The following is a 12,864-nucleotide window of genomic DNA, read 5'->3' as shown; positions in this document are numbered from 1 at the left end:
CATGCGCTTTAAATATTTTATTGTCTTTACGATTGTAGTGATCGGGCACCTGGTTGCCGGTATTTATTTCAATCATTACTCTGCCTGGTGGATTGCACTGGCACTATTGGTATTCCTGGGTATTACGGTACTGGCCTGTATTAAAATACAGTGGAACTTTTTCATCACTTCTGTAAACCGTGTGCCCCTGACCATACAGCAGTTCAGCTCGGGTATCAAACCTGTAGCCCTCACTTTTGATGATGGTCCGCATGAGTGTACCGAAGCAATACTGGATATCCTGAAGCAGGAGCAGGTACCGGCTACCTTCTTCGTGATCGGGAAAAATATTGCAGGCAAAGAAGCCCTATTGCAGCGTATTGCTGCGGAAGGCCACCTGTTGGGTAACCATTCCTTCAGCCATAGTGTGCATTTTGACTGGCAATCTGCCCGGCAGATGAAGGCCGATATACAGCAGTGTAGCGATGCTATAACCGCTGTAACGGGAACAGCACCTGCTATTTTCCGTCCGCCATATGGTGTAACCAACCCTAATCTGGCACGTGCTATACAGGACCTGAACCTGGTGAGTGTGGGCTGGAATGTACGCAGCATGGATACTGTAGCGAAAGATGCTGATGTACTATTGCAAAAAATACTGAAACAGGTCAAGAGCAACAGTACTGTATTATTGCATGATCGTTGTCCGATTACTGTACAGATATTGCCGGAACTGATCCGCAGCCTGAAGGAACGGGGTTATACCTTTACCTTTCCGGTGCGTATGGAGCCTGCTTCAACAATTTAGGTCATTCAGGTGTAGCATTATGAGATTTCCCGGTTACAGTTCAGCGCTTCGCCCGCAAACTTCATCACAAGTGTACCTTGCCATTTGTTTGTACCCGAAATGACGAAAATGATACGATCGCTGTAATCAAAACCATATTCATCAAGCTTCATAATACATAAAGGGCCTGGTCATAGACCAGGCCCTTTATGTATTATATTGTAAGGTTTACTTAGTAAGTATAAGTACCGAATTCTCCTTCGATGATCAGTTCATTTTTAGGAGCGGCTTCTACTCTACCGCTGATCTGTGCATCAATTTTAAAATCCTGTGCAATCTGGATCAGTTCGTTGGCAGTAGCCTCATCTGTAAAGATCTCCAGGCGCTGACCCATATTGAATACCTGGTACATCTCTCTCCAGTCTGTACCGGCTGCTTTCTGAATCATACGGAAGATCGGCGGTGCGGAGATCAGGTTGTTCTTCACTACGCGCAGGCCCTGTGGCATGTAGTGCATACATTTAGTTTGTCCGCCACCACTGCAGTGGATGATACCATTGATTTTATCAAAGTGTTTATCCAGTATCTTCAGCAGTAAAGGAGCATATGTCCTGGTTGGAGATAAGATCATCTTACCCGCATCCAGAGGCGTTTCTGTTTTATCGGTCAGGTGGTAGATCCCGTTATACACCACCTCTTTAGGCAGGTTAGGGTCTACACTTTCCGGGTATTTGGTTGCATAGTCATGGTGTAATAATTCATGACGGGCACTGGTCAGTCCGTTAGAACCGATACCACTGTTATATTCTGTTTCATAGATCGCCTGTCCGAAAGATGCAAAAGATACGATCACATTACCCGGTACGATGTTATCGGTAGTAATGATTTTACGGCGAGGCATACGGCAAGCCATAGTACCATCTACGATGATTGTACGCACTACATCTCCCACATCAGCGGTTTCACCACCCATAAAGTGTACGTCGATACCGTATTCACCCAGGGTATTAAAGAAAGACTGGCTTCCGTTAATTACTTCAGCGATTACCTCACCCGGTACCAGGTGCTTATTTCTGCCAATCGTAGAAGAGTAAGTATAAGGACCTACAGCACCTACACACAGCATATCATCCGTATTCATCACGATAGAATCGATCGCGATTCCCTTCCATACACTCAGGTCTCCGGTTTCTTTCCAGTACATATAAGCCAGGATAGATTTGGTACCGGCTCCATCTGCATGCATGATATTGCAAAAATCAGGATCATTACCCCAGAAATCAGGGTAAATTTTACAGAATGCTTTCGGGAATAAACCTTTGTCCAGGTCAGCTACGGCTTTGTGCACCTCTTCTTTCTGGGCAGAAACGCCGCGCAGGGCATAACGATCTTGTGGATTCATATTTGACTATCGAATAATGTGCAAAGGTAATTGATTTCTCGCAATGTTACTACTGCCTAAAGGCTTGTAACTCATTTTAAATATTCCTATATTTGCCCGTCAAAAATTAATAGTCTCTTATTAATGCTGTTTAACTCCTTTGCCTTTGCTATCTTCCTGCCTATAGTCTTTATACTATACTGGTTTGTGTTCAATAAGAAACTAAGGACGCAGAATATCCTGTTGTTGGTTGCCAGTTATTTTTTCTATGCCTGCTGGGACTGGCGCTTCCTTTTCTTGCTCCTGTTCTCTACCGCGCTGGATTATTTTTCCGGCCTGAAGATCGAAAAGGCCGCAAGACCAGCTACCCGAAAATTCTGGTTATGGCTGAGCATCGGCATTAACCTGGGCTTCCTGGGTATTTTTAAATACTACAATTTCTTTGCGGAGAACATGTCAGCCCTTTTGAGCCAGTTCGGGTTGAACAGCCATCCGGCACTGATACAGGTAATTCTCCCGGTTGGTATCTCATTTTACACCTTCCATGGCCTGTCATACATCATTGATATATACCAGCGCCGCATTGATGCAGAAAAAAGTTTTGTAGACTACAGTGTTTTTGTAAGCTTTTTCCCCTTGCTAGTAGCGGGCCCGATTGAGCGTGCCACGCACCTGCTACCCCAGATCAAACGTAAGCGCAGCTTTGATTACGCTACTGCGGTGGACGGTTGCCGTCAGATTTTATGGGGTTTGTTCAAAAAAGTAGTGATTGCCGATAACTGTGCCGAACTGGCCAATGAAATGTTCAACTACCCGGGAGCACATAATGGCTCGGCCTTGTGGTTGGGTGCTTTGTTTTTCACCTTCCAGATCTACGGTGACTTTTCCGGCTATTCGGACATTGCTTTAGGTACGGCCAAGCTGTTTGGTATAGACCTGCTGCGTAATTTTGCCTATCCGTATTTCTCTCGCGATATAGCAGAATTCTGGCGCAGATGGCATATTTCTCTTTCCTCCTGGTTCCGCGACTATGTGTACATCCCTCTGGGGGGCAGCAAGGTACCGGCATGGAAACGTATCCGCAATACATTCATCATTTTCCTGCTCAGTGGTTTCTGGCATGGTGCCCAATGGACCTTTATTGCCTGGGGAGCCATAAACGCTATCTATTTTCTCCCTTTGCTGCTGACGAAACGTAATCGCAGTAATATAGATATTGTAGCGGCAGACAAGGCGCTGCCCAGCCTGAGAGAACTATGGTCTATAGGTATTACCTTTATCCTTACCATGATTGCCTGGGTTTTCTTCCGGGCCGAAAGCATCGGCAGCGCATTTAAGTACCTGAAAGGTATGTTCTCCTCATCGGTATTTCAGAAACCGGACATTGATGGTATGGGCAGGGCCTGTATCGCTCTGGGACTGATTGCGATTATGCTCCTGATTGAATGGCAGGGCCGCAGAGATCCCTTCCCGCTCCGTAATATCAGACAGCGGTCTTATGCATTCCAATATGCTGTATATATCCTTTTCATCCTGGCGATATTCCTCTGGGCCGGCACTCCTCAACAGTTTATCTATTTTCAATTCTAAGACATGAAGAAGTTTCTCCGGAACATATTATGGTTACTCCTTCCGCTGGCCCTGCTAGCCTGGCCTGCAGACCGCTGGCTGAGTAGCCGGCTGAAGCACTCCCTGGAGATGGCACAGGGAGAGTTCTCAGTATGGGAGGATATCTATTCTGCCAAAATGCAGAATGAAGTGGCGGTATACGGCTCTTCCCGCGCCTGGTGTCATTATGATCCGGAAATACTGAAAGACAGCCTGAAGGCAGAGACCTATAATTTGGGGATGGATGGTTATGGCTTCTATATGCAGCATATGCGTCATCTGGAATACTTCAGATACAATAAGCATCCGAAATATATAATCCTGAATCTGGATCTTTTTACTTTTGAAATGCCCAAAGGATTATATAATGCCACACAGTTTATCCCATATATGAGCCACAGCGAAAACATGCGGTCTTATATGCGGCCGCTGCAAGGGTTTACCCGCTTCGATTACTACGTGCCTTTATTGCGTTATTATGGCCGCAAATCAGAATGTATAAGCCTGATCAGCGATGCCATGCAGGGAAAACAATCCTTACCTATGCGGCATAAAGGTTATCATGCCCATGCCAGTGAATGGAATGAAGATTTTAAGAACGCGGCGAAACTGATGGAAAAATACAGCATTGTTATAGATAGTCCTGTTGTGCAGCTGATGGATCGTTTTCTTACTGATTGTGCCCGTGAAAACATTCAGGTAGTTATGGTCTACAGCCCCGAAAATATTGCGATCCGTGACTTCCTCCGTAATAAGCAGCAATTGGTTGACCTGTTTCGTCATATTGCGCAAAAGCATAGCCTATTATTCCTGGACTATTCTGACGATCCACTCTGCTATGACCGAAGTAATTTCTATAATGCGTCTCACTTAAATGCAAGAGGATCACGCCTCTTTTCACAAAAACTGGGCCATTATCTGAAAACGAATGGTTTTATGCCTAAAAATATGGCCGCTACACCTTAAGTTATCCCGTTTGCGCTGTATCTTTGCAGCCAATTATGTACGGTTTACTCAAATATTTTTTATTCAAGAAAGATCCTGAATACATTCACTATTGGGCCATGCGCATGCTGCACAGGGCATCCAATATGCCTTTTGTACGCGGTTTCTTTAAGAAAGAATGCACTACTGATCCGCGCCTGGAAAGGGAGTTGTGGGGTATTAAGTTTAAAAACCCTGTAGGTCTTGCCGCAGGTTTTGACAAAGATGCCAAATTCATCGACGACCTGTCTATCCTGGGCTTCGGCTTTATTGAAGTAGGTACAGTAACGCCATTACCACAACCGGGTAATGATAAGCCAAGACTGTTTCGCCTGCCGGCTGATGAGGCCCTGATTAACCGCATGGGTTTCAACAATGACGGTGTCGTAGCTGCTGCAGAGCGTCTGCGCAAGCGCAAATCGGATATCGTTATCGGTGGTAATATCGGTAAAAATAAGGTGACCCCTAACGAGCAGGCCGATGATGACTATGAGAAATGTTTCCGTGCCCTGTACGATGTGGTTGACTATTTCACCGTAAATGTGAGCAGTCCTAACACGCCTAACCTGCGCGAATTGCAGGAAAAGGAACCGCTGCAGAAATTGCTGACCCGCCTGCAGATCATTAATTCTCAGCTGGGCAAAGAGAAGCCAATCTTATTAAAAATAGCACCGGACCTGACTTTAGAGCAATTAGATGATATCGTAGACATCGTCGAAACCACTAAAATTCATGGTATCGTGGCGACCAATACTACGATTGAACGCAGCGGCCTGATTTCTTCCAAAGAGGAAATTGAGGCGATCGGCGCCGGAGGCCTGAGCGGCAAACCGGTTAAAGATAAATCGACCGATGTGATTCGTTACATTCACCAGAAGAGCAAAGGCACTATTCCTATCATGGCGGTAGGTGGTATTGCTACTGCTGCCGATGCCCAGGAGAAACTGGATGCCGGCGCCAGCCTGGTACAGGTCTATACCGGATTTATCTATGAAGGTCCGCTGATCGTTAAAAAAATCTGCGCCGGACTCAACTAATACTATTATCTTTTCAATCATTACCCATATGACTAATAAACTCGTTACGCTGGATGATTTTACTATTAATCAGACGCGTCAGTTCCCTAAAGCTACCGGACAGCTCTCTTCTATCTTAAGAGACATCTCCCTGGCTTGTAAAATCATTAATAAACAAGTAAACAAGGCTGGCCTGGTAGATATTATCGGTCAGTTCGGTGCTACCAATATACAGGGTGAAGAGCAAATGAAGCTGGATGTATATGCCGACGAAGCCCTGATCAATGTATTAAAACGCAGTGAACACTGTGCCGGTATCGCTTCTGAAGAGAATGACGATTTCGTTGCTTTTGAAGATGAGTTCTCTGTTAATTCAAAATATGTAGTATTATTTGATCCGCTGGATGGTTCTTCCAATATTGATGTAAACGCTCCAATTGGTACTATCTTTTCTATCTATAAAAGAGTAAGTGAATTAGGCCAGCCGGTTACTGCTGACGATTTCTTACAGGATGGCACTAAGCTTATGGCTGCCGGTTATGTGATCTACGGAAGCAGCACGATGCTGGTATATGCTACCCGTCTGGGAGTTAACGGATTCACCCTGGAGCCTTCTATCGGTGAGTTCTGTTTATCTCATCCGGATATGCAGATGAAAGAAGATGGTAATATTTATTCCCTGAACCAGGGCAATACCATCAAATTCGAAGAAGCTACCTGTCAATTCCTGCAGTATTGTATGGAGGAGCATAAAGAAGAAAAACGTCCTTACTCTCACCGTTATATCGGTTCTATGGTAGCAGATCTGCACCGTACACTGATCAAAGGTGGTATCTTCCTTTACCCTGCGGATAAGAAGAACAAAAGCGGTAAACTGAGACTGCAGTACGAATGTAACCCGATGTCCTTCATCGTGGAAGCTGCAGGTGGTATGTCTTCTACCGGTACGCAACGTGTACTGGAAGTACAACCTATAGAACTGCATCAGCGTGTGCCGATCTATATCGGTTCTAAAAACATGGTTAAAAAAGCAATCTCTTTTATCGAAGAGCAGGCTTAAGTCATAAAGTATCAATAATAAAATAAGGCGCGGTATACATACCGCGCCTTATTTTATTATTGATATAATCTAGTTATTATTTCAGGATATCATGTCCCAGTTTGTCTCTTTTGGTTTGCAGGTAACGCTCGTTATGAGGGTTAGGCACAATCTCCAGAGGCACTACATCCACGATCTCGATACCGTAACCCAGCAGGCCGGCACGTTTTCTGGGATTATTGCTCATCAGGCGCAGTTTAGAGATATTCAGATGGCGCAGGATCTGTGCCCCTACTCCATAATCTCTTTCGTCCATTTTGAAACCCAGAGCCAGGTTAGCTTCTACAGTATCTTTACCTTCTTCCTGTAATTTGTATGCTTTCAGTTTATTGATCAGGCCTATACCTCTTCCTTCCTGGTTCATGTACAGTACACAACCTCTGCCTTCCTGCTCTACCATTTCCATGGCTTTCTGTAATTGCTCTCCGCAATCGCAGCGCAAAGAATGCAGGATATCGCCGGTAAAACAAGAACTATGTACGCGGGTCAGTATCGCTTCACCGTCGTTCCACTCACCTTTGATCAGTGCCAGATGCTGCTCACCTGTATTTTTCTGGCGGAAAGCCACCAGTTTGAAATCGCCGTATTTAGTAGGCATATCTACCCGTACTTCTTCCTCGATCAGGCTTTCTTTTTCCAGTCGGTAAGAGATCAGGTCTTTAATAGAGATAATTTTCAAATCAAATTGTTTGGCGATCTCCAGCAGTTCCGGTAAACGGGCCATGGTACCATCATCATTCATGATCTCTACCAGCACACCAGCCGGCTCCATTCCTGCCAGTCTGGCCAGGTCTACGGTTGCCTCGGTATGGCCGGTACGGCGCAGTACACCACCCGGTTTGGCTCTTAAAGGGAAAATATGTCCCGGTCTGCCCAGATCCTGAGGTTTGGTATTAGGGTCGATCAACGCCTGTACTGTTTTTGCACGGTCATGGGCAGAAATACCGGTAGTACATCCCTGACCAATCAGGTCTACCGATACGGTAAACGGGGTCTGATGCAGTACGGTATTATCTTCTACCATCAGGTTCAGGTTCAGTGCATTTGCACGCTCTTCTGTAATCGGTGCACAAATAAGACCACGGCCGTATTTGGACATAAAATTGATGATTTCAGGGGTAACATTAGCCGCAGCCGTTACAAAATCACCTTCATTCTCTCTGTCTTCGTCGTCAACAACAATTATGAGCTTACCTTTTCTTATATCTTCTAATGCTTCTTCTATGGTATGTAGCATAAAATAAAATGTTTGGAATTGAATCCTGCAAAATTAAGGTATATTCTTTGTATCTACATCTTTAGGATAAAGTATTGCAATATTCTAACAAATATTAAAGCCCGGTTAATACCGGGCTTTAGACACTGAAAATATTAGTTTATATTATTGTTGCGGAGCACCTTGCTGCTGTTGCATCATTTGCTGCTGCATCATCTGCTGCATTTGTTGTCTGAATGGTTCAGATTCCTGCAGTCTTTTGGTCAGGGCTTCTACCTGACTGTTCCATTTTTTAGCCATACCATCTTGTTTAGCCTGTTGCGCCATACCGATCAGGTTATGTACTACTTCAATATTTCTGAATGCATTACCGGTAACAACTACTTGTTTAGATTCCGGCAGATCCAGGTAATAGTTACTGAAATCTGTAGCAAATTTAATCAGTTTGTTAGCCACTGCTTCTGCTTTCTGAGGAGCATCTGCTGCAAAATAAGCTTGTGTAAACATCATAGCTGTCTGCTCAAAGTAATTGATCTCTGTAGGGAAAGATGCTTCTGAAATCTGCTCCAGAGATTTATCCAGTACTTTTACCGCATCTGCTTTTCTTCCGGAAATAGCCAATTGAATCGCTAAAGAAGCAGCATCGTTTCGGTAACCCCAGAATGTGCGTCTGTTCGGCTCATCGTAGTACACTTTATTGGTATTAGCCTTACCGAAGCTATATTGCTTGGTGAAGATATCTAAGCTTCTGTCCAGGTTATCTACCGGTACAAAACCATTCACTGTAGATACAACATTGCTTGGCACAAATTTCATCAGTACACCTTCTTTACGCAGGTATTTCTCCAGACCAGTCACAGAACCGGTACCGATCACACCATTACATACATACAGGGAACGTTTCCAGCCTTCTTTCGCAATACCAGCAATAATGTTTATCATAGACAGGTCAGAACGTACCAGCATATTGCCTTTCACATTCATGACAATAGAATCCGGGATGTTGACATTACTGTCTTTGGCAGAAACCAGACCACTGGATAATACCGCACTTTTATTTACCGGGATGTAGATACTCCGTACCGGTAAGAAGCACTTACCGCTGCTGTTCATTTTGGCGCTGTTCGGATCCATCATGAACTGCATTACTTCATTGAAGTTAATTGTTCTGCCGGTAATACGCGGATCTTCCAGGATGGAGTATACATTTTCATTACCTAATCCTGCTACATAATCTTTATTCCAGATTACAGGTATTGCAGCTGCATCATTCACTTTATTAAACATTTGCAGGTTCTGCCAGTCTGTACCCAACAGGTTGTAGTTGAAGATACGTACATCGGTACGAAAACCTTCTACCTCCTGGATATACCACAAAGGATAGGTTTCATTATCACCATTAGTGATAAGGATCGCATTTTTATCACAGGTAGCCAGCATATTACGTGCATGGTCTAAGGCCAGTGTTTTGTTGCTGCGGTCATGATCGTCCCACTCTTGTGCAGCCATTAATACAGGTACACACAGTAAGCCGATCACCGTAGCCAGTACGGCAGATGCGCTTTGATTTTTCACGGCTTTACCTAACCACTCTCTCAGCATCAGTACACCGAAACCAATCCAGATGGCAAATGCATAAGCTGCAATGTACTGGTAGTCACGCTCACGTGGCTGAAGCGGTGTATTGTTGATGTATAACTGTACGGCAATACCGGTAAAGAAGAACAGGGACAATACTACATAAGCATCCAGTTTGTTCTTTCTGAACTGGTATACCATACCAATAATACCTACGATAAACGGCAGGAAATACATGGTATTGTGTGCCTTATTATTTTTATACGCATCAGGCATTTTGCTGAAATCGCCTCTGCCCATTGCTTTGTCGATACCATTGATACCAGAGATCCAGTTACCATTCTGAGGTTCGTTACCCTCACCCTGATAATCATTCTGACGACCGGTATAGTTCCACATAAAGTATCTCCAGAACATGTGATTGACCTGGTAACCCATGAAGAAGCGGAAGTTATCTCCGCTGGTAGGCTCTTCTCCGTCAGACAGCCCTAACCAGTTCTGATAGAAACGAACGTGGCTTTCCTGGTTTGAACTCCAGATACGCGGGAAGAAGTGCTTGTTTTCATAAACATAATCAACGTTCTCTCCCACTACCGCATAATGATCTTTACCATCTTCCTGAACCGGCAGGTAAATATCATCAGTTGCTTTAATATCAGTTATTTTATCGCTATAGTACTGTCCTGTCAGGAATGGTTGCGTACCATATTGTGTACGTTGCAGGTACGGGATCAGGGACATTACATTATCCGGATTAGTCATATTGATTGACACACCAGCATTGGCGCGGATGATCGTAGGCACATAACAGGTATACCCGATGGTCATAAATACCAGTGATAATGCAGACAAGTGCAACAGGTATTTATTGTTTTTACGGGCAAACCAGATTATTGCAGCCATGATCAGACCAAACAATACCAGGAAGAAGATAGCTCCTGAATTGAACGGCATATGTAAGGAGTTTACAAACAGTAACTCAAACTTGGATGCAAAGATCGGCAGGTATTGAATGACACCATATTGTACCAGCAGTAATACGACACCACCGATAAAATAAGCAACCAGACCGCCTACCAAAGTAGCTTTGTAGCGTTTGAAATAATAGATCAGGGCAATGGTAGGAATAGCCAGTAAGCTCAACAGATGCACCCCTATCGACAGACCAATCAGGTATGAGATCAGGATCAGCCAGCGATCGGCATATACGTCATTGCTTTCTTCCCATTTCAAAATAGCCCAGAATACGAGCGCTGTAAAGAAAGATGATGTTGCATATACCTCACCTTCTACAGCGGAGAACCAGAATGTATCGGAGAAAGTGTATGCCAGGGCACCAACAACACCGGCACCCATTACGGCCAGCAAGTTGCCCTGAGCCAGCTCTTCATCATTTTTGAAGAATACGCGTTTAGCGAAGTGAGTAATAGACCAGAACAAAAACAGAATGGTAAAGGCACTGGCAAATGCACTAAGGGCATTTACAAACATAGCAACCTGCTGAGGTGCGGGTGCAAATATGGCAAAGATTCTACCCAGCAGCATGAACAGCGGTGCACCCGGAGAGTGACCAACCTGCAGCTTATAGGCACATGAAATAAACTCGCCGCAATCCCAGAAGCTCACGGTAGGCTCCATCGTTATCAGATAAACGATCAGCGCTATGGCAAAAACCGACCAGCCTGTAATGTTATTGATTTTCTTAAAACTCATGCTAAAAACATTGTATGTGTGCGCAAATATAAAGTATTGATATGAATATAAGAACACCCAAATGCAAGAAAAAAGACTGTTTTTACAAATAACATTGCCTTTTCATGCAATTATATTCTCCGATCCCGGGAGGGTGTATCATAAAGGGGTAAATCTTCTCTTAAACTCTTTCTAAATATATCATATAAACGAAGCCCGGATCAATTGATCCGGGCTTCGTTTATATGATAAAGAGCGTAAATTATTTAGATTTTTTAGGCTCAGTGAATTTTTTGAAGTTCATTGGCTTCATGTTCGGCATCATGTCTTTACCTTCAGCTTTAATGCTCAGGCTATCACCGCTCATGTGCAATACTTTGAATTTCATGGTATCCTTAGGCAGGTTAGCACCGTTAGCCATGTTAGGATTCATGTATAATAAGATTTGTTTGTTTTTAGCATCTTCTTTCCAGCCTGTAGAAGTATCTACTTGTGCCAGGTTATCAGTTGCATACATTTTCACGATACCGTTCTTTTGGAAATCATAAACGATAGCACGTGTTTTTTCCAGTTCATCCTGTTTTTTCTTGCTTTCCATGATAGAAGCACGCGCTTTTACTTTAAAGCTATCCAGGCTGTTGGTTTTTAATATATCGATGGTTTCAGCAGGAATCTGTTGTAATTCTTCCGGCTTCATTTTAGCCATTTGCTCTTTCATCATCTCAAATTCAGGAGGAAATGCTGTCAGCGTATCAATGTTTTTCAGCTGAGCTTGATACATTGAATCTTGTGCCTGATAATCAGGAACGATTTGCCATTTCTGAGCCAGTTGTCCTGAACCGCCATTTTTACAAGCAGCCATTGTAAGCATACCTAAAGCACTTAATACTAAAATTGATTTACGCATTTGATTGTGTTTTATTAGAATAATTGTGTTTATTTAAAGATTTAGATTTTGTTTTTTATATCTCACATAATAAATCGAGTCTACTATCCTTCCCTGTGTACGGGTCAGCAGCAGGCTGTCTTTTGAAGTGGGCACAATATACAAATTTGTGCTGTCACTAAAGCCGATATCTGCAAAATGCTTCATTCGGGGCACTAAAATAAGACTTAAATTATTATCTTCCACCTGATACTTGTACACAGTATCCGTTTTTTGCTGCTTCAGGTTAGTCGATAACATGTATCCGTCGCGGGTAAATTCCCAGACATAAGACTTAGCCGGTTGCATGGCCAGATCAAATTCAGTCTTAAATTCCTTAATCTCCAGCTCCTTGATAGAATCAAGGTCAGAGACACCATATTTATTCACTAAAAAATCCGGAGCGGAAGTCAGTTTTTTCACTTCTGCCACATTCTCCTGGTATATGCGCTCGATCAATGCAATTTTTTTCGGCGGCAGGGTCATTAACCACTTCCCTTCCACAGCATTTTTCTTTTTGCCACAGGCCACCAATACCAACGCAATACTTAAAGTAACCGGTATGATCTTTTTCATAATAATTTGGCAAATGTAACAAT

Annotated in this window: 11 protein-coding genes; 5 read left to right on the top strand and 6 right to left on the bottom strand. The window is 43.6% G+C overall.

Features of this window, described 5'->3' with window-relative positions:
- The first annotated feature begins 1 nt into the window (after nucleotide 1).
- Entirely contained in the window at nucleotides 2-787 is a 786-nt protein-coding gene (locus FTD44_RS09320; protein ID WP_222166199.1) for a polysaccharide deacetylase family protein, read from the top strand.
- A gap of 17 nt (nucleotides 788-804) precedes the next feature.
- Here FTD44_RS09320 and FTD44_RS16145 read toward each other — a convergent pair whose 3' ends face one another.
- Both FTD44_RS16145 and FTD44_RS09315 read right to left on the bottom strand, forming a co-directional pair.
- Nucleotides 805-939 carry a hypothetical protein gene (locus FTD44_RS16145; RefSeq protein WP_262901669.1) on the bottom strand — a complete coding sequence of 45 codons (135 nt, stop codon included), beginning with the start codon at nucleotides 937-939 and terminating at the stop codon, nucleotides 805-807.
- 59 nt (nucleotides 940-998) lie between these two features.
- On the bottom strand, nucleotides 999-2,168 hold the full coding sequence (locus tag FTD44_RS09315) for an AIR synthase-related protein (protein WP_222166198.1): 1,170 nt from the start codon (nucleotides 2,166-2,168) through the stop codon (nucleotides 999-1,001).
- A 123-nt stretch (nucleotides 2,169-2,291) separates the two neighbouring features.
- Here FTD44_RS09315 and FTD44_RS09310 point away from each other — a divergent pair, with 123 nt between their 5' ends.
- From FTD44_RS09310 to fbp, 4 genes are read left to right on the top strand one after another with little or no spacing between them, the layout of a single operon-like run.
- Nucleotides 2,292-3,737: an MBOAT family O-acyltransferase gene (locus FTD44_RS09310; protein WP_222166197.1), complete on the top strand. Its 1,446-nt coding sequence runs from the start codon at nucleotides 2,292-2,294 to the stop codon at nucleotides 3,735-3,737.
- Between the two features lie 3 nt (nucleotides 3,738-3,740).
- The gene (locus FTD44_RS09305; RefSeq protein ID WP_222166196.1) at nucleotides 3,741-4,721 is read left to right on the top strand and encodes a hypothetical protein; all 981 of its coding nucleotides are present in this window, start codon (nucleotides 3,741-3,743) and stop codon (nucleotides 4,719-4,721) included.
- A gap of 35 nt (nucleotides 4,722-4,756) precedes the next feature.
- Entirely contained in the window at nucleotides 4,757-5,776 is a 1,020-nt protein-coding gene (locus tag FTD44_RS09300; protein ID WP_129021708.1) for a quinone-dependent dihydroorotate dehydrogenase, read from the top strand.
- A gap of 28 nt (nucleotides 5,777-5,804) precedes the next feature.
- On the top strand, nucleotides 5,805-6,815 hold the full coding sequence (gene fbp / locus FTD44_RS09295) for a class 1 fructose-bisphosphatase (RefSeq protein ID WP_222166195.1): 1,011 nt from the start codon (nucleotides 5,805-5,807) through the stop codon (nucleotides 6,813-6,815).
- A gap of 76 nt (nucleotides 6,816-6,891) precedes the next feature.
- On the opposite strand, the gene FTD44_RS09290 is transcribed toward fbp, so the two are convergent.
- The 4 genes from FTD44_RS09290 to FTD44_RS09275 all read right to left on the bottom strand — a co-directional run bounded on the left by FTD44_RS09290 (nucleotide 6,892) and on the right by FTD44_RS09275 (nucleotide 12,841).
- Complete coding sequence (locus tag FTD44_RS09290; protein WP_222166194.1) at nucleotides 6,892-8,091, bottom strand: bifunctional 3,4-dihydroxy-2-butanone-4-phosphate synthase/GTP cyclohydrolase II; 1,200 nt, start codon at nucleotides 8,089-8,091, stop codon at nucleotides 6,892-6,894.
- Between the two features lie 144 nt (nucleotides 8,092-8,235).
- Complete coding sequence (locus FTD44_RS09285; RefSeq protein ID WP_222166193.1) at nucleotides 8,236-11,361, bottom strand: glycosyltransferase family 117 protein; 3,126 nt, start codon at nucleotides 11,359-11,361, stop codon at nucleotides 8,236-8,238.
- A gap of 241 nt (nucleotides 11,362-11,602) precedes the next feature.
- Nucleotides 11,603-12,247, bottom strand: coding sequence for a hypothetical protein (locus FTD44_RS09280; protein WP_129021712.1), 645 nt, complete (start codon nucleotides 12,245-12,247; stop codon nucleotides 11,603-11,605).
- 33 nt (nucleotides 12,248-12,280) lie between these two features.
- Complete coding sequence (locus FTD44_RS09275; protein ID WP_222166192.1) at nucleotides 12,281-12,841, bottom strand: hypothetical protein; 561 nt, start codon at nucleotides 12,839-12,841, stop codon at nucleotides 12,281-12,283.
- Between the last annotated feature and the right edge of the window lie 23 nt (nucleotides 12,842-12,864).

This window comes from Edaphocola aurantiacus (genome assembly GCF_019797745.1).
Taxonomy (GTDB): domain Bacteria; phylum Bacteroidota; class Bacteroidia; order Chitinophagales; family Chitinophagaceae; genus Edaphocola; species Edaphocola aurantiacus.
The sequence above is the reverse complement of the archived record's forward strand: the minus strand, read 5'-3'. Positions and strand labels throughout refer to the sequence as shown.